We start from the raw sequence: 22376 nt of genomic DNA on the forward strand, positions 1-22376 counted from the left end.
AAACCGATATTATTCTAATTAATTAAAGAAAGTTTATGCTCTATGGCGTGGAATAACAAACGAAGAGACAATAAATTGGCGAGAGACTTGGCAAACTCGATGTCAGTGTCGGTGAAATAGCGTCTTCCTACTAGGGAGTCGGCGTATAAAACGCCTATTGGTTTATCGTCTATGCAAACAGGCACACTAATAGCGGCTTGAATACCATTACGAATAATACTTTGTTGCGCGTTCAGCGAGTCATCAGCAACGATGTTGCCTACCGCCAGCACCGAATTTGTTTCCATCGTGCGTTGGATAATAGTGCGGCTTCCGGTGAAATTTTCCGCATTCATCCAAGGTTCATAACCTAAACCAAACAATGCTTTATTTTCCTCATCAAACAAGATGAGCGAGGCGCGCTCGCAAGCTAACGATTGAATTAAACATTCGCGAGCGATATGAACTAACGCACTACTGTCATTACAGTTTTGAAGTTGGTGTTGATAGCGCTTTAATTGCCGCTCTCGCCATACACGTTGACTATCTAACTGAATGACTTTTTTATGCTCAACCGGTGTAAATTGGCATGATATTGGGCCGAAAAACAAATGCTGGGGTTTATTAATGGCAATGTTTTTAACCGGTATACCACCACTGAAACAGCCTGTTGAACTAGTATCGTTTAATTGCCATAAGCGGTCGTTAGTCGCCTGCAATTTGGCATGCAAGCGAGAGATTTGAGGGTGCGCAATGACAATGTCAGCATTGTGCGCACGACCTATTCGATACTGCCTACCCTCAAAAAGTACGTGTTCTGTTACGCTGCCATTAGGTTGAGATACTGCAATTTGCAATGGCATAACAAGGCTCCGTATAACCTGCGATTTACAGTGTACGTAAACTAAAACGCAGGGTTTGCAATTGTGTCAGCAATATCCCTTTTGCGTTTACCACGCTACCGTTAGCAAGCCATACATCAGGAATTTGACTGCCAGATGCATTATCAACAACCGAAATCAGGCTATCCACTGCAGTTAATGCTGCAGCATCGTCATTTATCGCCAGTGCATTTTGAATATCATTAATGCCACTATCTAGCGTACCTTGAAGTAGCAAAGAGATATCGCTTCTATTGCTATTAACGGTTTGGCTGATATTACTGACTTTGTCGCTAATGACTGCACTTGGCGCGCGAGTATCAAGCAGAATAATAAAGTCAGAAAATTGTCCTGTACTGCCCCTGGCGCGAAGGCTACCGGAAGATGTCAATGTAGTGATATCTTCAAAAGTGCTATTTGCATGAGAGGTAAAGAGTCGAAATGGAACAGTAGGAACGTAATGGAGGGCCTTAGTATAAAGCTCAACCATGGCTACGCCTTCAAAACCAAAACCCGAATCTGCTTTTGGTGATATTGATACCAATACAGGAAAGCCAGATGTCGCGCTGGTTAATAATGAAGGTAGACGGTCAGTAATTAATAAGTCACTGGGGTTGAGAAGCTCGGCCGTAATGTCAAAGTTGTTAGCGTGAAGGCCAATACTATTTTCAAACTCGATGGTGAGATCGACTTCAATCGCAGTGGTTAGTGATAATTTAGCTTGTATGCGATTATTATCGACGGTAAGTATATTCGGTAGAACGATTTGAGCTTGGGCGGTAGAAAACAAAGTTACCGCAAGGGTAATAACGCTGGCTAAGAGCTTAAACTTCATCTGAGATATATTCATAATACCAATCTCTATTAAACCTTGATTAAAAAATAACCCGAAAAGGTGCTGTTATCAACAACTATAACAGCACCATTATTCATTCAGCTGTTATCACTCATAGTATTGTGTAAACAATCTTGATGAAAGAACGGCGTAATGGGCGCGGGTTACCGTCGACTCAGGATTAAAACTTGCTGTTAGCGTTGGGGTAACACTAAAAGGACTTTGTTCAGTACCAAAGGAGACATTAATTAGCGACATCGTAATAGCGAGTTGGACGTAGCCTTTTAATTCCGCTGGAATTTGATCTTGATCGACGAGAACTATCTGTTCACCACTGTAATCGACAATAATGTCAGAATCGGGGTCGAAACTGGTGGCAACCGACTCTAACCCTAGCATTTGAACCATGGCATAAGCCGTGTCTAACTTACTCATTACACCGAACGGGTTGGCACTACCGTCTTCACTATAAAGCACGGGCGATTGTGTGCGTAAGTTGTCTTTTAACGCGCCGCCACTCACCATGACCGACTCAACAAACGCTTTATCAAAGCCTGGAACGGCACCAATGTTAGGAACGTCTTCGTTTAACAAGTCACGGTATTGTCTTACTGCGCCGCCCATTACCGCATAGCGGGCGAAGTCTTTGCGTTTTAAGCCAGCATCTGGATAAAAGCCTCGGTTGTCAAGGGCATCCATTAATCGCTCGCTGATCGCAAATTCAATCGCGTTTTGTTGTGGGTGGCCTTCAATGTCATCAATGCCTTCATAGCCACCACTTTCTTCAAACGATACCGTCACTTCAAAGGTTTCAGGAATACCTGGTCCATTAGTGATGCCTAGAGGGTCTGCTTGGATACCTGAAAGCGATGTTAAGCCGTAGACATAGATTCCCCAAGTGCCTGGCATTGCTGGGGCAGATACACGCATAGTGGTACTTAATACTGGCGTAGTAAGATTACCAAAATACTCGGTACCATCTGGGGCAACTAATACCAATTTCGTTAGGTTTGCTAAGGTACTGGCAGAGGCTTTAACGAGTACTTCGCTTTCGCCTACCTCAAAGGTCTTTACTTCAGGTTCTCCCACTGGTGCGTAGAACACGTCGAGCACTTCTGTACGCTCACTGGTTGAAACCAATGCGTTAGCTTTAAAGGTTTTCGACGGTAAATTATTTACGGTTAAGCTGTGAGACATATCATAATCGAGTGCAGCGGCTACTGCAGAGCGAGCATTAACGTAACCCGCTCCGACTTCCCAGCGTTCGTAACCTGGCATATTCGTGGCAGTTTCTTGCAAAATTTGTTTGATAGAAGCGTTATCCAAAGAAGGATTTGCTTCTAGCAACAGTGCAATGATGCCTGACACGTGGGGCGTTGCCATAGAGGTGCCTGAAATCATGGTATAGAACGGTAGGTTCTGTACTTCAATGGCATCAATATCTGCTTCACCACCGTTGGCCGCTAAGTTCGTTGTTGCTCGGGTAGAAACAATATCAACACCGGGGGCAACAATGGAAACCTCGTTGTTATATGTCCACTCGGTGCCATCGGGCATCGTAAAATCGCCAGACTCGCTGTTGAGTCCTCGCGAAGAAAAGTCTGCCAAGCCACCAAATTTATCCCCTGCCCCTACCGATACACCCCATGGAATTTGCGCATAAGGATTATGTGAATCTTCACCTGGACCATCGTTACCAGCAGCGAAAACGCTGATCATACCTAGCTTATGAGCCTTATATGTTGCTAAAGATACAGGCCCTAATGGCTCGTACTTACCGCTTGAACCCCAAGAGTTACTAATGACTTTAATTGGGTTGTCGTAGCTATAAACATTATTTATAGCAAAGTCGAAACCGCCAATGGTATCTAGTAAAAGCACTGCCCCACCGGAACCATAGCCAATAATGTCAGCATCAGGCGCGGCGCCTACATATTTGCCATCAGACATGCTGCCGCTACCAGCAATAGTGCCTGTCACGTGGGTACCATGACCTGAGTTAAGGTCGGTGTTAACTTGTCCTCTTAAGGTGAATCCATCAGTCACACCGGTAATGCTAATCACAGAAGCATGGGTCAGGGCTTGTACATTTTCTACGACGGTATCACCGAAAAAATGATCTTGGTGCGATGCATCAATACCCGAGTCAATCACCATTACGGTAGAGCCTTTACCGGTAAATTCCATACCGTTGCGCTGAATAAAGCCTTGGCTCTGCAAGTCTGCAACACCCGTAATTTCGCGAGCATCTGCGTTATATAACTTCATTTTACGGTTCGCAAATACAGAGCGAACGCCGTCAATTTTTGCAATAGCATCTATCTGTGCCTTCGTGGCGATAACACCAACAATAGGTAATGATTTAAATTGAACACCCTCTGAAATGCCAAGGTTTAAGAGTTGTTGTAATTGAGATTCGGCTAAAGGGTCTAGCTGATCGTAAGTCACGACCGCCATAAGTGAGTCGGTTACATCAAGAGTGGTGAGTGTGTCGGCAAGCTGAGCGCCAATATAGGCATCAGCTAACGTGTTAGCCGCTGGGCTTGCGAGCATGGCCGCAGCTAAGGTAGATAGGGCAAACTTTTTCATTATTCTCTCCAAAATGAGACTGCATGTTTGTGTGGATATTCTCGTGTTAAGACTGTCATCTTCTTCGGGTATCCTTTGCAGCGAGGTACGCCCCTATAATGTCGGTTTGTTTTTTGTTCGAACATAGGGGTTTCACCCTATATGTCACCGAGCTTTGATATTGGCTGCAATGACTGCGCACTTCGCGGGGGTAGTATTGATGTAAGCTCTGGTAGAAGCACCAATAAAAGTACCTGTGAATATGCCGGTACAGCGGCAGCGCGAAATAGCAGGTTTTAGGCTATCTTCAATACACAATCGCTTTTTATATGCCCTGACGTTGATGGAAAACATAGTCTAGGAGAAATACTAAAAATGAAGTTTGATTCTATAAAATCTAGGCTTGTGCTGATGACACTGATTTGTGTTGTTGGGATGGGCATGCTGGTGGTTAGCCAGCATTATTTTACGCAACGGTTTATTGAATTAAATCAGCAGCGGGATTTATTGCTTCGTATGGGCCAGGACTTACTGCAAATGCGACGTCACGAGAAAGACTTTCTGATGCGCCATCAGCAGGAGTACTTTCAGCTATTTATTGAGCGTTCTGATAGTTTTAGCACTCGGCTTAATCGGCTTACCCCTTTAATTAGCGATTATGATATGCCTACGTCGCAGTTAGGAAACTTAGCCGAGGGAGTACATAAATACCAACAACTTTTCCAACAAGTGGTTACGTTACAAACCGAAATAGGGCTGACGCCAACATCTGGTTTGCTAGGGCAGATGATTGAGACTGAGGGGTTATTGCTCAGTCAGTCGTATTTTGACGTTGGGTCGAGTGCGCTCATTCAACTTGATGGCGCAAGGTTGGCCATTCGTGATTTTCAGTTAACCCACAATAATTATTACGCCACCCTTGCCATTCAAAATATAGAGGGGCTGGCACAGGTGCAAAGCGCGGGTAAGTCTGAACAGGTAGACGAATTGCTCGGCTTATATAAAGAAGCGGTGGAGGCACTTGCTATTGCCTATCAAACACTAGGCCTTACGCATAATGAAGGTTTGGTGGGGCGTTTTCGGCGACAAGCACACAGTGTGGAGCAGCAGCTCACGTTAATCGACCAAGCTCTACAGCCTATTATTGAAAACCAAGAGCAACAAGTCAAAACATACAGTATTAGTATTGCGGTGCTTACCTCGGTGCTACTAATTTTAATTTTAGTGAAGAGCTTTGCCACATTTCATCGTGCTTTTTCTAATTTCGTTATGTTTTTCTACCGGTGTAAGCGCCAATATCAGCGAATGGATCCGAGGAAACTCGGTTTTGCTGAGTTCAAATCGTTGGCTGAACTTGCCAATGAAATGGTAGAGTCTCGTCAAGCAATTGAAGAACGACTCGCTGTTGTGGAAGCAGAATTAGCACAAAAGCAGAGAAAACCAGAGACACGTTGAAGGTAGGTGAACGTAGATATGCAATTTAACAAATTAGGCGGCAGCGACTTATCGGTATCGGATATTTGCCTTGGAACTATGACATGGGGTATTCAAAATACTCAGCAAGATGCCGATGAACAATTAGCAATGGCGATAAGTCATGGTGTGAATTTCATCGATACCGCCGAAATGTACCCTGTCCCGCCGAACGATAAAACCTATGGTGATACCGAACGGATTTTAGGTAACTGGTTAGCAAGAAATCAATCAGCACGTGACTCGCTTGTTATCATGACAAAAGTTGCCGGAAGCGGCTTGAGCTATATAAGAGAAGGCGGGCCTATTACGGCAAGCGCCGTTGAGACGGCACTGAATGATTCGCTTAGCCGTTTAAATACCGATTACGTTGATGTCTACCAGTTACATTGGCCAAACCGCGTTACCCCACACTTTGGAAAGCATTGGCCGGATCGCGCTAACCCTACCAAAATCAATAAACAGCAAGAAATCGATGGAATGCGAGATATTTTAACCGGTATCAAACAAGCGCTCGATGCGGGGAAAATTCGCCATTGGGGGCTATCTGATGACACTCCCTGGGGCATCCACACGTTTTTGACCCTGTGCAAAGAAATGAATATTCCTTTACCAGTTTCTATCCAAAACGAATTCAGTTTACTGCATTTAAAAGATTGGCCGTACCTTATTGAAATGTGCGCGCTTGAGAACATTGCCTACCTACCGTGGTCGCCGCTTGCTACAGGTATGCTAAGTGGTAAGTACATGAACGGAGATAGACCCAAAGGTTCTAGATGGACACTGGTTCAGCGCCAAGGATTATTCAGAGACAAAGAGCCCGCTCGTGAAGCCACCGCTCGTTATGTTGAAATTGCCAAGCGAGCAAAGATTACTCCGTCGCAATTGGCTTTAGCATGGTGTAAACAAGTGCCAGGTGTGACTTCTACCATTATTGGTGCTACTACCACTAATCAGTTGGCTGAAAACTTATCGGCGTTTTCACTTAACCTTGATGAAAGCACATTGAAGCAAATAGGTGAGGTGGTTCGCCGCCATCCGCTAGGTTATTAGATACTGGTAACAAAAGGTGCAAACGTTTGAGCGTAAGTTTCTAATATTACGGGCCAAGTCATAACGACGTGGTGCCAGCCCTAAACACAGCCTGTCTTACCCAAGAATTGCCGTAAGGTTATAAATTGCGGTGATTTTATACTGTCGACGTTGGTCATTTATCTGTCACAACTTCGTCATAGTATGAATTCACTGTTATTTATTGACTGTCATTTCCTATGTCTCTATCAGATTCGCCTCTTGTTTGTGAAACCGAAACCCAGCATGGTAACTGGCGCCGTTGGCTACTGCTTATTGGCCTAGTGTATTTAATGTTGTTGGCCGTCAGCATGATAGGAAGCGGCTTCAAACTTGCCGCAGGCGATCAAGCTAAAACACTATTCACGTTTGCTAGTAACCCCATCATGGGGTTGATTATTGGCATGGTGGCTACCGCGCTCATTCAATCTTCAAGTACGGTGACTTCCATTATTGTTGGTATGGTCGCGGGTGGTTTACCTATCACCATTGCCGTGCCCATGATGATGGGAGCTAACATTGGTACCAGTATTACAAATACACTAGTTAGCCTTGGGCATGTCGCCAGAAAAGATGAATTCCAACGAGCATTTAACGCCGCCACTATTCACGACTTTTTTAACGTGATGTCGGTGTTTATATTTCTACCTCTTGAAATGGCGTTTGGCATTCTAGAGCATACCAGCGCCTTTGTAGTGTCTATGCTAAATGCTGGTGGCACAATGGGAATTGATGGCTTTAACCCAATTAAGGCAATCACCCAGCCTGCGCTTAATATCGTAACAGGCATGGTAAGCGGTTTACCTTCTGTCTACCCCGGTATCGCCAAAATCATCTTAGGTATTGGGCTTATTGTTACCTCAATTACTTACATGGGGAAAATTATGAAATCTCTCATGGTGGGTAAGGCAAAAGATATTTTGCATAAAAGTATCGGGAAGGGGCCTATTTCGGGAATTTCATCAGGCGCGCTAATGACAGTGTTAGTGCAGTCTTCTTCTACCACCACTTCGCTGGTGGTGCCATTGGTGGGCAGCGGAATATTAAAGGCGAAAGATATTTATCCGTTTACGCTTGGCGCAAATGTTGGCACCTGCATTACCGCGTTAATTGCGGCGCTGGGTGTGGTGGGTGTGAATGCAGGTGTTGCATTACAAATTGCCATTGTGCATTTACTGTATAACGTTTTTAGCGTGGCGTTAATTTACGGTACGCCTATGTTACGCAACATACCGTTAGATTTGTCTTACAAGCTATCGGTAATTGTGGCCGAGAAAAAGTTTTACGGGGTCGCTTATATTGGCGGGTTATTTTTCTGTATGCCGCTAGGTATTATTTTTATATCAGTGTAGCTTTTCCCACCGCTGTTATAGTCGCGAGTTAAGGCAGGTGCTTACTTTGCACCTGCCTTATGTTGTTTTAAAGTTTATAGCCTTAAAATCTAAAGCCTTAAAATGTGTAGTGCTAGAACGTTGTTATGTCGGCGCTACTTTGCCCAAACACAAACATATTGCGCTTTCCACATTGCGCCATATGGTTGCTAGAGGCATAAGGCGTACCGGACTGTGTTACGTCGCTTTCCCATCCTTGCCCATTTTTAATAAACGCTTTTAATTCGAACCAACCGTCTACGGTTTTACTGCAATCCATTTGAACATCGAGCATCCAATAATGATCGCCCCATACGTTTAACGGGGTTTCTCCAAAACCATCGCTAGCCACGGTTTTCACGGCGCCCCACGCTGAAGGCCAATTGTTGGTAGTCCAATCAAGCGCGCTGCCTTGTGCTTCGCTACTCTGGCTAGCTTCAACACCGTACCAATCAAGGTAATTGTCGTTGGCTTTCCACGGTGCCGTCGTGGTGTTGCGCATATTGTTGTGGGTAATGGGAATGGCACACGCATAGTTACTTGTTGTACAAGAGATCCCTAAATTTGATGCAGCATAGTCATGATCAATTCCGCCTCGAATAAACATGTCTTGTCCGCTTTCGGTGGTGGCTTGTACAAAAATAATAGTGCGTTGCCAATCTGCATTGGGGGCGTCTGTGGTCAGCATTGCCCCTTGATGAATGGCAATGGCTTCCCATGAAGCAATATTTACGGCAACAGAGCCATCGGCGGCAACGGATATCACATCACCGCTACATTGGGTTTTGGCTGCATTAATATTACCGGTTAACACGTTGCAATATTGACCCGGCGCCATGGAGGTGGGAAGCGTGGTATTCATGGCATAGCTTTCTTTGTTAATAGCTACAAATCCACTGTCTGCGCGACCAAAGGCGATTTGGTTGCCGCCATTACTCCACCAGTCGGTTACGACGAAATCATCTGAAGTGTGGTCTCTGAAATCAACGCCGCCTGTAATATACGACCAACGATGTTCGCATTTCCAGTTGTCAGCAAAGCATTCCAGTGTTCCGTTGTTATGCACGGGTACTGATGGTGCGCCGGCATCGGTGTCGCCGTGGAAGTCGTAACTCGACATGACTTTGGGGTAACCATAAGGCCAAGCCAGCATAAAGATATTCGCTAGGTCGTATAACCGTCCGTCTTCAAAGGTAATAACGTTACCGCCTCCACCGTGACCTCGTTGATTATCATGGTTATCGACGAAAACCACGGCTTGATAGCTAGGCATAAAGCCCCACGCTTCACCGAAGTTACTTAGCCAAGCAAGTGAGCCATTGCGAAAAACATTGCCAATTTCAACTGAGTATTTAAATTCGGTCACCAGACCATTTGAGAAATACTCATTAGCACCAACTGCCTCACCGCCTTGATCTATTACTTCTTGAAACACGAGGGGAGAGCGGTTGACCTGATTGATTATGCTCGATATGTCGACCGCAGGCATGTGTTTAGAGGCATCCAGTCTAAATCCAGCCACGCCTATATTTACCAGGTCATTGAGATAGTTTGCTAGAGTGCTTTGTACGTAACTAGACTCGGTTTTCAAGTCAGCCAAACCGACTAATTCACAGTTTTGAACTTGCCATCGGTCTCCATAGTCATCAACCGAGCAGGTGTCATGGAAATCTTGAGGCGAATACATTGGATAACTTTTATTCCCAAAGGTATTGCCGTTTGTTCCCGTACCCGACCCTGCAGCCATATGATTGATGACGGCGTCAACGTAGATATCTACACCCACAGCATTGCAGCGCTGAACCATATTCGTAAAGTCTGCGCGAGACCCTCCGCGACTTTCTAAATCGTAGCTAACAGGCTGGTAACGAGCCCACCACTGAGGAACATTAATATGTTCATTCGGCGGCGACACCTGCACTGCTGCATAACCATTTTGGCTTAAATAAGTTTCGCATTCGGTTGCTACATCCTGCCAATCCCATTCGAATAAGTGCACGAATGTGGAGGGCTGTGAATGCGCAACGGGGGAGGCTATACCACAGCCTAGTAGGATAGTAACTGCACTGGAAGTCAGCAATTTACGGTTGATCATAAAAGAGTCCTGGTGGCGTTGTTTAACTGCGTGAAAAAACTAACTAGACACTAGGATGTAAATTAAATGTAAACAACGTGAATACGTATGCAGGCAGATAAGAATAAAAAGGGCGCCGAAAGAGGCGCCCGTAGTCATTACTGGTAAGTATCAGATTAAAAAGCGTATTTCGCAGAAACCTGTAGACGGTTCATGTCACCTTCCAACCCTTCCTCAATTTCGCGATGTGCAAACGCATACTCAGCGCCAAAAGTAAGTGCTTTGGTGGGTGAGTAGAGAAGGTTAGCCCGTGCACTATAGCTGCTTTCTGTCACACTAAGACCGGTAAGCGCTGTATCGTTATCAATATCCAATGCTGAAAACATGAAGCTGCTTCGCATTTTGTCGTTCCAAAGGTGACGGTAGGCGATAGCATAACCCGTTGAATCGATAGCTTCTAAATCGCCATCGGCAGTAATGACTGCCCCATTAGCTGCATTTAGTGCGGTGTATCTACCCATTCCTTGGCCTGTATTCACCATAAAGCGAATATCATCGCCGCTCGACAGTTTGTATTTTCCTGACAAGGCTAATCCGTAACTGGTTTCATCAGCGTCAATGCCACTGCCGTCATCATATGAAAGCTGGCGCACAAGACCTGCTATTTTTACGTAGCCCCAGTCTTGTTTCGCGGTGTAAGCCGCTACAAAATCAGGTACAGCATTGTCGTCAGCCACAATACGTCCACCGCCACCGTTAGGCGTGACGGTAGTTTCAGGATTTTCTAAAGCCAACTGTAGGCCACCGTTGGTGTATCGCACCATGACTTGTCGGCCAAATGTAATACCGTCTGTGGTACCAATGAAATCAAGAGATTCCGGTAGGGAACCCACGTCCATAAATGTGGTCCATGTTTGACCCACTAGCCATTCTTTATACTGAATGTAGGCGTGGCGAACACGAGGAGTATAAGAGTTACTAATACGTTCATCACCACCGCTAGTGACGATAAAATCTAATTCTAATACCCCTTTGATTTCGTCACCTTCTGCTGTTGGCGTGTTGGTGCTAAATCTAAAGCGGGATTGACGAATATGTGCATCGAATTGGGTGCCTTCATCGCCGCCTGAAACCGGAGTCAGCGAGGGTATGTAAAAATCTCGACCAATACTACCGGAACCCAATGTGCCCTCAGAGTAGTTGCTCACCATAGCGTCGGCTTTTATGTAGCCGGTAAATTTAACGCTGGTATCGCCTAAGTCAGCGGCGCTAACGAGAGTGGCGCTAGACGCTGCAAGTGCTAACGATACGGCTAGCACTGAGTTTTTTATTGTGGCTTTCATTATATTTGCCCTAAAGTGTGGTTAAATAAATGTAAATTCAAAGTTAACTTCTATAGGTTTGCCGACCTTGCTATAAATTGAAATAAGCTAATGGTCGCATACGACTATAGTCGTAATTGATGAGCGGTTGAATTCCTAGGACTAAAGTTTATAAACCGTAAGACCAAAGTCGCATTTTTACTTTATAGTCTAATCATTACAGTGTTTAGTATATAAAAGCATTTCACATTATTGATATTGGAGGCAATTTTTTATGACTGCCAGTAAGACTTTTTCTGTTCCTGACGCGATTAAAAGTACGACCCACTTAACGGATGCTCAGTACGCTGAGATGTATGCTAATTCTGTAGCACACCCTGAAGCATTTTGGGCTGAACACGCTAACTTGCTTGAATGGTTTAAAAAGCCGACCAAAGTGAAAAACACCCATTTTGGTGACAATGATGTTTCGATAAAATGGTTTGAAGACGGCGAGTTAAATGCCAGTTACAACTGTATTGACCGCCACCTAGCAGACAATGCAGACAAAGTGGCTATTCATTGGGAAGGTGACTCTCCTGACCAAAGCCAAGATATTACGTTTCAAGAAGTGCATGATGAAGTCTGTAAATTAGCTAACGCACTTAAATCACTTGGTGTGGCTAAAGGCGACAGGGTCGCTATTTATATGCCAATGGTGCCCGACGCTGCTTACGCTATGCTGGCGTGCGCCCGTATTGGTGCTATTCACTCTGTTATTTTTGGTGGCTTTTCGCCGAACGCGATTGCCGATCGTATTAACGACAGCGATGCAAAGGTGGTTATTACCGCCGATGAAGGCCGCCGAGCAGGTCGTTCTGTGCCTTTGAAAGCCAATGTAGATAAGGCACTATCAAAAGGTGCTTGCCCATCCATTACTCATGTCATCGTTAAAAAGGTGACTGGCGAAGATGTAGCTTGGAACGACAGTCACGATGTCTGGTGGGATGAGCTAGTCGCAGATTGCTCTACTGAATGTGAGCCTGAAGTGATGAACGCGGAAGACCCACTCTTTATCTTGTATACATCAGGCTCAACAGGCACTCCTAAGGGCGTAGTGCATACTACCGGTGGTTATTTGCTGTATACCGCTATGACCTTCAAATATGCCTTTGATTATCAAGAAAATGATATTTACTGGTGTACTGCCGATGTCGGTTGGATTACTGGGCACAGCTATATGGTGTACGGCCCTATGATCAACGGTGCATCTCAAGTGTTTTTCGAGGGTGTTCCTACTTATCCAGATGTGCGTCGTATCGCGCAGGTAGTAGAAAAATACAAAGTGAATAGTCTTTACACTGCACCCACTGCTATTCGCGCCTTGATGGCGCACGGTGACAAGCCAGCTGAGGGCTGTGATCTTTCATCACTTCGTCTACTTGGTACGGTAGGTGAGCCTATTAATCCTGAAGCCTGGGAATGGTATCACCGAGTGATTGGGCAGAGCCGTTGTCCTATTATGGATACATGGTGGCAGACTGAAACCGGTGGGCATATGATTACGCCATTGCCAGGGGCGACAGCACTTAAGCCTGGCTCTGCTACGCGGCCATTCTTTGGTATTCAGCCAGCACTGTTTGATGCTGAAGGCAACGAACTTGAAGGCGCAGCCGAAGGTAACCTTGTAATTAAAGATAGCTGGCCAAGTCAAGCTAGAACCGTGTATGGCGATCATCAACGCTTTATCAGTACCTACTTTAGTGCCTACAAAGGTGTATACTTCACCGGTGATGGTGCAAGGCGTGACGAAGATGGCTACTACTGGATCACTGGGCGTGTAGATGACGTGTTAAATGTATCCGGTCACCGCTTAGGCACGGCTGAAATTGAGAGCGCATTAGTGGCACATCCAAAAGTGGCCGAAGCGGCGGTAGTGGGCTTTCCTCATGATATTAAAGGGCAGGGTATTTATGTTTATGTTACCCCAATCGACGGTGTTGCCGTTGATGATGCGCTAACCACAGAGCTTAAAACCTGGGTTAGACAAGAGCTAAGTCCCATTGCGACACCTGATAAAATACAGTGGTCGGCTGGCCTACCTAAAACCCGTTCAGGTAAAATTATGCGTCGAATTTTGCGTAAGATTGCTGCGAACGAACATGAGCAACTTGGTGATATATCTACATTGGCGGATCCGTCAGTTGTTGATACACTCATTAAGGAGCGATTAAACAAATCATAAAGGATAATGCAATGACAACCCTGTTAATTGCCGATGATCATCCGTTGTATCGGGATGCCTTAAGAGGCGCTTTGTCATTGTCTTTACCAGCGCTGACGCTATCAGAAGCTGGTGATTTAACATCGACAGTCGATATTCTCAATCGCGAGGATATCGACTTATTGCTGCTTGATTTACACATGCCGGGCAGCAACGACCTTTTCGGGTTAATTCATATTCGTAAACTGTTTCCTGACGTACCTGTTGCGGTAGTGTCTGGCACGGAAGATACCCAGCTAATATCAAAAATTATGAGTGCAGGGGCGCTGGGGTTCATCCCTAAAACTGCCAGCTCGGGTGATATTGCTAATGCGGTACAAGCTATTTTGGATGGGGATGTATGGCTGCCACCTAATTTAAGCGACAGCGTAGACGAAATTGATGAAGCGTTTTCGGAACTTGCGGATCATGTCGCTTCCCTTACGCCTTCACAATATAAAGTACTGTGTTTTATGCGAGACGGATTGCTCAACAAGCAAATTGGTTATAATTTGGATATTGCAGAAGCGACGGTGAAAGCCCACGTTACCGCGATTTTCAAAAAGCTTGGTATTAATAACCGCACGCAAGCGGTATTAATAGCATCGCAATTAGAGCTTGAGCCACCTGCTACAAGTGATCACTAGCATTCTTTAGTGATGGTTCAACCTGTTCGAGTACAGGCTTAGGGGTAAAATAAGTTAGGTAGTGTTTAAGTGCTGCCTTACTCTGTTCACTCAGCAGCGGATTTTCTATTTTAATCACAGTACGTCCACGCATTAGCGCCATGCTCTCTTGGTAAACGGGCTGTGCCATCAATGTTTTCTGAAACTCACCGGACGCCAGCAAAATAGTCAGACCTTCACTAATTCGGTTTGCCAACGCTTCCTGATCTGACGCGACAAAGTAAAACAGTGCGCTTTCATAAGACACTAACAGGTGTGGTTCAATTTTCAGTGTGCTATCAGGCTGCTTATCCAATTCATATTGTATTTCCATTACGCTTCGTGGAAACATATCGGCAAAGCCCTCAGCCACAATTCGAAACGATGCTTGATAGGTGGTTTCAAGTACGGGAATTTCATTGTGACGGAAAATACGCGTGTCAGGCCAGTCATAGCCTTGCACCGCGCGCATCGATTTTAAATTTTCAAACGTTAGGGGGGCATCGAAGCGATTATCATCGGCACGAATAAGCATAATTCGCTTACCAAAAAATCCGCCCATAATAGGAATACGAATTGCGCGATGTTGTTTTTCTCTGTCAATAGAAGACACACTCCATGTGATATCTAACATGTCGTGTTCTAAGCTTCTTAATTGGCGCTCTTGAGCAACTTCCTGTTCGCTCACTTTTAACTCGAAGGTACCATATTTATCTTCAGTTACTTCCAATGCTTTGAACAATAATGTTTTAGCGTACGCGTATACAGGATCGCGACCAGGATGAACATTGGGAAGGCGCAACTGACTATGCTGCATAGCCGGTTTACTTTCCTTTTCCATACGAGGCGACTCGGTGCTTTCGCCTGCAAAACCCGATGGGGAGGATAAGCTACTTAGCAGTAAGAAAGTAGATATTAATAATTTACGGCTAATCATTTGTCCTATCATTGTTTCGACTATTAATCCTTCCCTGTGAGTAAAAAGTCGTGCTCGGGATCAACTAAAAAATGGCCGCTCATGGCTTCTCTACCAAGTAACATAAGATACGTCATTTCAGAGCGGTCGGTTAAGGTTAATTGAATTTCCCATTGCACACTATCCATGATTATAGGCGTTACTATCACATAACGCTTCTCTCTTGTCGCGGTAGAGCTTTTAACTCGCTTTTTTGTTTCAACTTTGACTTCTCTTCTTACCACTCTATCTACATTATGAATATCAGGGTGGATATCGAAGCGTATCCACAATTCGTCATCTACCTCAAACTCTTCAATGTTATCTACATGCAAAGAGGAGGTTGCTGCGCCGGTATCAACTCGTACATTCAAATCGGTGATGGTAAACGCAGGTAGGTCGCACAACTCTACCGCTCCGATTACTTTTTTATCCGTCATGTTACTACCTTAATCAAGTATATTCTGTTTCACCTGGTAGCAGATTATCTTGTAATAATTCAACATGTTCTGCCACAGTGTCCGGTTGAGAGAAGTAGGCGATATGGTATACCGCTTCGCCTTCTTGAGTGAGAGGGATATTTTGCTTCCCAACCACCACACCTTCGGCTGGACTCTCGATACTGGCCAAATAGCCGCCGAAAGGGTCTGCTATAGTTGCCAGCTTATCGCCCTTGTTTACATGATCGCCTAACTGGGCTAAATGGGTAACAAAGCCACTTTCCGTTGCGCGTATCCAGCCGCTTTGGCGGGCAATAAAACGCTCTATATTGTGCCCTTTGCTACGACTCTTATTCAGCATACCTAAGTGACGCATGGTATTAATAATACCGCGAAGGCCCGCACGAATAGAAAACTCATCGTACCTAAGCGCTTGTCCTGCTTCATAGAGCAAAATTTTAACGCCACTCTCGCTAGCTGTTTCTCGCAGAGAACCTTCGCGCAGTTCAGCATTTAGCAACACGGGAACGCCAAACGCTTTTGCCATTTCAAGCACTTCAGGGTCGTCTAAATCGGCGCGAATTTGAGGTAAATTACTGCGATGTATTGCACCGGTATGCAGGTCTATGCCTACATCGCACTTTTGCACAATTTCCTTTAAAAATAGGTTGGCTAGTCGACCGGCCAGCGAGCCTTTCTTACTACCAGGAAAGCTGCGGTTTAGGTCGCGGCGGTCGGGTAAATAACGCGACTGGTTCAACACGCCGTACACGTTCACCATGGGTACCGCGATAAGCGTACCTCTTAACCGTTCAATGGCCCGTGAGCGAATGAGTCGACCTACAATTTCAATACCATTAAGCTCATCACCGTGAATAGCTGCACTGACAAACATAGTAGGTCCAGGGCGTTTCCCTCGGGTTACGTAAACCGGAATACTCATGTTTGTTGCGGTGTATAAAGGGGGCATCTCCAACTCAATCTTGACCGATTCACCGGGCGCAATACTCTGCCCACCAATGACTAAATTATCCACTGCCACTTAGCCTTTACCTCGCGTCTTCGTTTTGTGCGGCTGCGCACTTTTTTCAATAAATTCAATGATCATACCGGCGACATCTTTATTGGTGGCTTTTTCAATGCCCTCCAAACCAGGCGATGAATTTACTTCCATTACCACAGGCCCGTTGTTTGAACGTAAAATATCGACACCACAACAGTTCAAGCCCATGGTCTTAGCTGCATCTACGGCAGTTTTTCGCTCCGCAGGGCTTAGTCTTACCAAGCTGGCTTGACCGCCTCTATGCAAGTTAGAGCGAAACTCCCCCGGTGCTGCTTGGCGTTTCATTGCCGCAACCACTTTACCGCCTACTACAAAGCAGCGAATATCAGAACCGCCTGCCTCTTTAATAAATTCTTGCACTAAGATACTGGCATTTAGTCCCATGAAGGCTTCAATAATCGACTCCGCCGCTTTATGGGTATCGGCCAATACCACACCAATACCTTGAGTACCCTCAAGCAGTTTAATGACCACGGGGGCGCCACCCACGGTTTTTATCACGTCTTCTATTTTATCTGGGTGGTGCGCAAAGCCAGTACGCGGCATGCCAATGCCCTTGCGTGACAGCAATTGCAAAGAGCGCAGCTTGTCTCTGGAGCGGCTAATTGCTACCGATTCATTCACACTGTATGTGCCCATCATTTCGAACTGGCGTACGACCGAGGTTCCGTAAAAGGTAACAGAAGCGCCTATGCGGGGAATAACCGCGTCGTAATAGGGTAGTTTATTGCCTTTGTAACGTACCGATGGACGAGCACTGGTTATATCCATATAGCAATGCATGGTGTCGATAACATCTACTTCGTGACCGCGTGCACGCCCAGCCTCTACTAAACGAGAAGTAGAATAGAGACGAGGGTTCCGGGATAAAATCGCTATGCGCATTGTAAATTGCCTGTGGTTATAAAGTGTGTTTAAAAATGAGTGCTGCTTAATCATTAGCACCTTTTATGGTGCATAGCCAGATTAGTCGGACTACAGCGGATTGGCGCGCATCATAAAGCACCTTTTATTAATGGTCTTACGAATTATTATTGTGGTGGCGACAGTAATATCTGGATGAACTCAAAAACGTTACGCGATAGCATGGGGTAACATGAGGATATAATGAGTTTTTTACTATGATGCAGTGGTGGCAAGAGGTAGTGGTATGGCTAACGGCCTACCAATCAAACCTTATTTGGAGTGGGTTGGTTTTACTGTTTTATTTAGCAGCTTCAAGAAAAATCCTACCCAAACTTGAAACCAATATCGAGAAAACTAAATTAAAGTCTACCAGTGCAATTAAGGGATTATTTGCCGCTAGGGTTATAGTGGCCACGGTATCGTTAGCTTTATTGCTGCTTGCATGGGGAATAGACTTCTCTGGCTTACTGGTATTATCAACCTCCATTATCACGGTAACTGGGGTAGCACTTTTCGCCAGCTGGTCATTAATAAGTAATATTACCGCTTACTTTATACTGTTGACGAACGTTGCATATCGCCGAGGGAATTTTATTCGTATTCTCGATGGTGATAATTTTATAGAGGGTTACATTGCCGACTTAGGGCCATTTAGCACACGGTTGGTGACTTCTGAGCGCGAAACGCTAATGTACCCTAATAACCTTATTTTAACGCGCCCTGTGCTTATCAATCCGAAATCAACGTGGGGCACTATGGGTAAAGTAACCCCAACGACTGTGACGGGTAAAACGGAAGAAAAAACCGATAAGCCGACGAAAAAGAGCAGGGTGAAAAGCGACCCGCAAGTTTAGTCGCTATCGGTATAGTGTGACTCGCGAATGTGGCGAGTCATGCTTTGAAGTAACGCTCTTAGTTTTGCTGGCTTTAAGGGTTTAGATAGATAGTTAACTCCTTGCTCCTTACATTTAGCCACTAAATCTTCATCTGGCGTAGCTGTGATAAGCGCGGCGGGTAATATGGCATCAAGCTGGAACCTGATTTTATCTATCAAGGCTAAGCCGTTTTGCGTTTCATCGTGGCTTAATTGATAGTCCATCAATAATATCTGAGGGGACGTTTGCTCAATTAGGGCTAGGGCTTCATCCCAAGACCCGGCTAACATCACTTTAACGCCCCAGCGAGCTAGCAACGTTTGCATTGCATCTAAGTTCTCCCGTTGGTCGTCTACACAAAGTACCTGCAATCCAGTGAAAGTTGTGTTTTTAGGCTTGGTTGTTGTACTTACTGCAGAACCTGGCTGGGCTTTTGGCAGGCTAAAAGTAAAGCAACTGCCTTTTTGCGGTGAGGACGATACGGTTATATCGCTACCCAATTGCTGACTTAACCTTCGTACCACGCCTAGTCCTAAGCCAATACCATGCTCTGCACTTTGATTAATGCGATAGAAATCACTAAAAATGTTATCTTTTTTATCTTCCGAAATACCAATTCCTGTGTCATAAACACGAAAAGAAACGGATGATTTGGTGGGCTTTATAACAAGTAGAACTTTGCCTTTTTGTGTGTACTTCACTGCATTTGACAGCAAATTTTGCATAATTCGATACAAGTAGGTTTTGTCAGCCATTACCCAAAGTGGTTTCACCCATACCCGCAATGAAAGGCCTTTTTCCTGTGCTCGCATTCTTATATCGTCAATAAGCGGGCTGAGAAGAGCTTGTACATCTACGGGCTCGATGTCTGGTTTCATTTCACCTTGATCAAGGCGTGAAATGTCTAAAAGCGTACCGATAAGTGCCTCACTTGAGGTTACCGAATGGTGCAGCTTTTGAATGATTTCATGTACACCATTCGATAGCTCTTGTTCTTCTAGCGCTGAAATATACAACTTGGCGGCATTCAAAGGCTGAAGTACATCATGGCTGGCCAGTGCCAAGAAGCGCGTTTTACTGGCATTCGCATCTTCAGCCGCCTTTCTAGCCCTAATTAGTTCAGTTTCTGCACCAGAGCGCCGCTCTATTTCAAGCCGTAGTTCGGCGTTAATAGTATGCACCTCTTCGGTACGCCGCTTAATTCTGGCTTCTAAGTCGATATTTGATTCTTCAAGGGCCTGTTGAATCTCAATGTGGTCGGTGATGTCATTAAAGCTGGTTACAAAGCCACCGCCTGGTAGGGGATTGCCCACCATTTCAATCACGCGGCCATCTTTTCGCTGACGTTTAAATCGGTGGGGTGTACCAGAGCGCAAATGTTCCAAGCGCTTTTCTACTTCCGCTTCTACGTCCAGCTTGCCAAATTCCCCTTGTGATGCGTTGAACCGGATAAGTTTCTCTATGGGTATACCCACCGCAAGAAAATCCTCAGGGTAGGTATAAAGTGCTGCGTATCGCTTATTCCAAGCGACTAAATTTAAATGTTTATCGACAACGCTAATACCTTGATCCATGTTTTCCAACGAGGTCAAAAGCGCGGTCATATTAAATTGCATGGCTTGTGTGGTGTCGTCGAAAAAGTTAATGACTTCCGTGAAGTCCATTTTCTTGCCACGCAATGCGCTGTCTAACAATACTTTGGCGCTAGATGCCCCTATAACACCGCCAAGCGCGCGCTCACAAAACGTAAGAAAGTCTTCATCGGGAGAAGCTTGGTGGTTCAACGTGCAGCTATTGTGATGCTGATATTGCTCAATAAGCTGTTCGCACCGACCTGTCCCCATGAAGGTCGATAGTAGGGTAATAAGATCGGATACCGTTACATTGCTATTTGGCCCTTTAATGACACTATTTTTAACCACAGCGGGAGACACAAAAGCCTCGGCTTGAATTCTGTCGATAAGCCGGTGCGGGGCAAACCATGAGAAAATAATGTACATCACGGTATTCGCGCCAAGGCTAATCATCGCGCCTTGGCTGATAAGTTCGTTATTGGCAAATTGTGATGTTTGCTTTCCTACCAACGGGAATACTAACCACAATACCCAAAGTATTATTCCTACTAACAAGCCCGCGTAAACACCATGGGCATGCGCACGCTTCCAATATAATCCACCGAGGATCGCTGGCATCAATTGAATCACCAATGAAAATGCAATAAGCCCAATTGAATGGAGCGAGCGACTACTGGTCATCTGTTGATGATACAAAAATGCCATTAGCAGTATGAAGCCAATAACAATACGTCTTATAAGGCGTATTTGCGCAGAGAAATCTTTCTTCTCAGAGTGGCTGCCACGAAACGCTAAATAGCGGGGCAAGATCACATCATTGGTTAACATGGTGCTTAAGGTTAGGGTTGCCACAATTATCATTGCAGTCGCAGCTGATAACCCCCCAACAAATACAATGACTTGTAGCAAGGCTGAACCAGAGAACATAGCAAGAGACAGTACGTAAGAATCTGGCTCAACACTGGCACCAGCAAAAATGGCTTTACCCGCAATAGCAATAATGGGGATAACTGCAGAAATAATGGCGAGATAAAGCGGGAACAACCATCGGGCTGTTTTTAAGTGTGAAAGGCTCAGGTTATCAATGACCGCCACATGGAATTGACGAGGCAGGCACACAATAGCAGCCGCGGCCATGATGGTTTGAGCGATAAAGTTGAACGAGCTAAATTGCGATAATGCGGCAGTGTTCACAAAGGTCTCTAAAAAAGGGCCTGTTTCAGTTTGTCGCCATGCGCTATACCCCACAAACGCAACCAACACCAAGGCCAGCAACTTAATAGTGGACTCAAAGGCGATAGCGAGCATTAACCCTCTGCGGTACTCGGTTACATCGGCATGCTTAGTACCAAAATAAATCGCAAATATCGCAATAAATGTGGTGGCAGCAATCACGATGAAATTGCTATTAGGCTGTTGAGTTAACAACTGAAAAGTGGAGCCAATCGCTTTTAATTGCAACGCAATATAGGGAATGGTAGCCAGCAGCGCGATAACGGTCACTAACAAGGCGACGGTTTGGCGCTTGCCATAACGAGACGCAATAAAATCAGAAATAGTGGTGATATGTTGCTTTTTGCTCACCAGAGTTAGCTTATAAATAAATCGATATCCAAGCACATATACCAAAATTGGCCCTAACATAATGGGCAGATAAATCCATGTATCGCGGCTGGCTTGCCCTACCATGCCAAAAAATGTCCACGCCGTGCAATATATGGCGAGTGCCAGTGAGTAGATGGCTGGGTGCGAGGTTAACGCTCGTGCTCGAGGCGAGTTCTTATCGCCCCAACTCGCCAAAGAAAAAAGCAAAAATAGATACAGTACCGCAAGCGTAACCCAACCGAACGTCATGAATTTCCTTTAACCTAAAGTTAACAAGTCTGTGTGCATTATAATCATTTCGACCATAGTCTACCTACGACCATGGTCTCATTTGGAATTTGAATGGTGAGGTCTAGAGTATACATCGTGCTCCTAAATGCTTGACTTTTGCCGCTCTAAGGCCTGTTCGGTCTAAACAAAAAAGCTTGGCAATAATGTTAGCAAAGCCGGGCGTTAGGAAAATGTAAAAATAAAACAA

16 protein-coding genes are annotated in these 22376 nt (G+C 45.1%); 6 read left to right on the top strand and 10 right to left on the bottom strand.

From position 1 onward, the window contains the following. Positions 1-14 precede the first annotated feature (14 nt). The 3 genes from R1T43_RS03485 to R1T43_RS03495 form a co-directional block, all read right to left on the bottom strand. On the bottom strand, positions 15-842 hold the full coding sequence (locus R1T43_RS03485) for a GAF domain-containing protein (RefSeq protein ID WP_317352901.1): 828 nt from the start codon (positions 840-842) through the stop codon (positions 15-17). A 25-nt stretch (positions 843-867) separates the two neighbouring features. After that, the gene (locus tag R1T43_RS03490; protein WP_317352904.1) at positions 868-1710 is read right to left on the bottom strand and encodes a DUF6689 family protein; all 843 of its coding nucleotides are present in this window, start codon (positions 1708-1710) and stop codon (positions 868-870) included. Between the two features lie 93 nt (positions 1711-1803). Next, positions 1804-4284: a S8 family peptidase gene (locus R1T43_RS03495; RefSeq protein WP_317352906.1), complete on the bottom strand. Its 2481-nt coding sequence runs from the start codon at positions 4282-4284 to the stop codon at positions 1804-1806. Positions 4285-4638: 354 nt separating this feature from the next. Between R1T43_RS03495 and R1T43_RS03500 the strand changes: the two genes are divergently transcribed. The 3 genes from R1T43_RS03500 (at position 4639) to R1T43_RS03510 (ending at position 8159) form a co-directional block, all read left to right on the top strand. Continuing rightward, positions 4639-5718: a chemotaxis protein gene (locus R1T43_RS03500; protein WP_317352909.1), complete on the top strand. Its 1080-nt coding sequence runs from the start codon at positions 4639-4641 to the stop codon at positions 5716-5718. 18 nt (positions 5719-5736) lie between these two features. Further along, positions 5737-6789, top strand: coding sequence for an aldo/keto reductase (locus tag R1T43_RS03505; protein WP_317352912.1), 1053 nt, complete (start codon positions 5737-5739; stop codon positions 6787-6789). A 218-nt stretch (positions 6790-7007) separates the two neighbouring features. Continuing rightward, positions 7008-8159, top strand: a complete 1152-nt coding sequence (locus tag R1T43_RS03510; RefSeq protein WP_303461481.1) for a Na/Pi symporter — start codon at positions 7008-7010, stop codon at positions 8157-8159. A gap of 112 nt (positions 8160-8271) precedes the next feature. Here R1T43_RS03510 and R1T43_RS03515 read toward each other — a convergent pair whose 3' ends face one another. Together R1T43_RS03515 and R1T43_RS03520 are read right to left on the bottom strand one after the other, a co-directional pair. Further along, a complete protein-coding gene (locus tag R1T43_RS03515) occupies positions 8272-10272 on the bottom strand; it encodes an alpha-amylase family protein (RefSeq protein WP_317352918.1) in 2001 nt (666 codons plus the stop codon). A 155-nt stretch (positions 10273-10427) separates the two neighbouring features. Then, positions 10428-11594 carry a DcaP family trimeric outer membrane transporter gene (locus R1T43_RS03520; RefSeq protein ID WP_317352921.1) on the bottom strand — a complete coding sequence of 389 codons (1167 nt, stop codon included), beginning with the start codon at positions 11592-11594 and terminating at the stop codon, positions 10428-10430. A 253-nt stretch (positions 11595-11847) separates the two neighbouring features. Between R1T43_RS03520 and acs the strand changes: the two genes are divergently transcribed. Next, entirely contained in the window at positions 11848-13797 is a 1950-nt protein-coding gene (acs, locus tag R1T43_RS03525; protein WP_317352924.1) for an acetate--CoA ligase, read from the top strand. Positions 13798-13808: 11 nt separating this feature from the next. Then, a complete protein-coding gene (locus R1T43_RS03530; RefSeq protein WP_211071751.1) occupies positions 13809-14462 on the top strand; it encodes a response regulator transcription factor in 654 nt (217 codons plus the stop codon). Here R1T43_RS03530 and R1T43_RS03535 read toward each other — a convergent pair. From R1T43_RS03535 to rimK, 4 genes are read right to left on the bottom strand one after another with little or no spacing between them, the layout of a single operon-like run. After that, positions 14446-15429 (bottom strand): amino acid ABC transporter substrate-binding protein, encoded by a 984-nt coding sequence (locus R1T43_RS03535; RefSeq protein ID WP_317352929.1) that lies wholly within the window; start codon positions 15427-15429, stop codon positions 14446-14448. The two genes, R1T43_RS03530 and R1T43_RS03535, sit on opposite strands and share 17 nt — an antisense overlap. Positions 15430-15440: 11 nt before the next feature. Then, entirely contained in the window at positions 15441-15875 is a 435-nt protein-coding gene (locus R1T43_RS03540) for an ATP-dependent zinc protease (RefSeq protein ID WP_317352932.1), read from the bottom strand. Positions 15876-15888: 13 nt separating this feature from the next. After that, complete coding sequence (locus tag R1T43_RS03545) at positions 15889-16911, bottom strand: succinylglutamate desuccinylase/aspartoacylase family protein (RefSeq protein WP_410549009.1); 1023 nt, start codon at positions 16909-16911, stop codon at positions 15889-15891. A 6-nt stretch (positions 16912-16917) separates the two neighbouring features. Then, positions 16918-17823, bottom strand: a complete 906-nt coding sequence (gene rimK, locus R1T43_RS03550; RefSeq protein WP_211071755.1) for a 30S ribosomal protein S6--L-glutamate ligase — start codon at positions 17821-17823, stop codon at positions 16918-16920. A gap of 236 nt (positions 17824-18059) precedes the next feature. Between rimK and R1T43_RS03555 the strand changes: the two genes are divergently transcribed. Beyond that, positions 18060-18698 carry a mechanosensitive ion channel family protein gene (locus R1T43_RS03555; protein WP_317352940.1) on the top strand — a complete coding sequence of 213 codons (639 nt, stop codon included), beginning with the start codon at positions 18060-18062 and terminating at the stop codon, positions 18696-18698. Here R1T43_RS03555 and R1T43_RS03560 read toward each other — a convergent pair. Further along, on the bottom strand, positions 18695-22147 hold the full coding sequence (locus R1T43_RS03560) for a PAS domain-containing hybrid sensor histidine kinase/response regulator (RefSeq protein WP_317352942.1): 3453 nt from the start codon (positions 22145-22147) through the stop codon (positions 18695-18697). The two genes, R1T43_RS03555 and R1T43_RS03560, sit on opposite strands and share 4 nt — an antisense overlap. Positions 22148-22376: the final 229 nt, after the last annotated feature.

Origin of the sequence: Alteromonas sp. CI.11.F.A3 (genome assembly GCF_032925565.1) — a bacterium.
Classification (GTDB): Bacteria; Pseudomonadota; Gammaproteobacteria; order Enterobacterales; family Alteromonadaceae; genus Alteromonas.

What these genes read in the sequence shown, in the direction of transcription:
- R1T43_RS03515 (WP_317352918.1), bottom strand. Translation starts at nt 10,272, where the DNA reads ATGATCAACCGTAAATTGCTGACTTCCAGTGCAGTTACTATCCTACTA.
- R1T43_RS03560 (WP_317352942.1), bottom strand. Translation starts at nt 22,147, where the DNA reads ATGACGTTCGGTTGGGTTACGCTTGCGGTACTGTATCTATTTTTGCTT.
- R1T43_RS03510 (WP_303461481.1), top strand. Translation starts at nt 7,008, where the DNA reads ATGTCTCTATCAGATTCGCCTCTTGTTTGTGAAACCGAAACCCAGCAT.
- R1T43_RS03555 (WP_317352940.1), top strand. Translation starts at nt 18,060, where the DNA reads ATGATGCAGTGGTGGCAAGAGGTAGTGGTATGGCTAACGGCCTACCAA.
- rimK (WP_211071755.1), bottom strand. Translation starts at nt 17,823, where the DNA reads ATGCGCATAGCGATTTTATCCCGGAACCCTCGTCTCTATTCTACTTCT.
- R1T43_RS03535 (WP_317352929.1), bottom strand. Translation starts at nt 15,429, where the DNA reads ATGATAGGACAAATGATTAGCCGTAAATTATTAATATCTACTTTCTTA.
- R1T43_RS03485 (WP_317352901.1), bottom strand. Translation starts at nt 842, where the DNA reads ATGCCATTGCAAATTGCAGTATCTCAACCTAATGGCAGCGTAACAGAA.
- R1T43_RS03490 (WP_317352904.1), bottom strand. Translation starts at nt 1,710, where the DNA reads ATGAATATATCTCAGATGAAGTTTAAGCTCTTAGCCAGCGTTATTACC.
- R1T43_RS03530 (WP_211071751.1), top strand. Translation starts at nt 13,809, where the DNA reads ATGACAACCCTGTTAATTGCCGATGATCATCCGTTGTATCGGGATGCC.
- R1T43_RS03505 (WP_317352912.1), top strand. Translation starts at nt 5,737, where the DNA reads ATGCAATTTAACAAATTAGGCGGCAGCGACTTATCGGTATCGGATATT.
- R1T43_RS03540 (WP_317352932.1), bottom strand. Translation starts at nt 15,875, where the DNA reads ATGACGGATAAAAAAGTAATCGGAGCGGTAGAGTTGTGCGACCTACCT.
- R1T43_RS03495 (WP_317352906.1), bottom strand. Translation starts at nt 4,284, where the DNA reads ATGAAAAAGTTTGCCCTATCTACCTTAGCTGCGGCCATGCTCGCAAGC.
- R1T43_RS03500 (WP_317352909.1), top strand. Translation starts at nt 4,639, where the DNA reads ATGAAGTTTGATTCTATAAAATCTAGGCTTGTGCTGATGACACTGATT.
- acs (WP_317352924.1), top strand. Translation starts at nt 11,848, where the DNA reads ATGACTGCCAGTAAGACTTTTTCTGTTCCTGACGCGATTAAAAGTACG.
- R1T43_RS03520 (WP_317352921.1), bottom strand. Translation starts at nt 11,594, where the DNA reads ATGAAAGCCACAATAAAAAACTCAGTGCTAGCCGTATCGTTAGCACTT.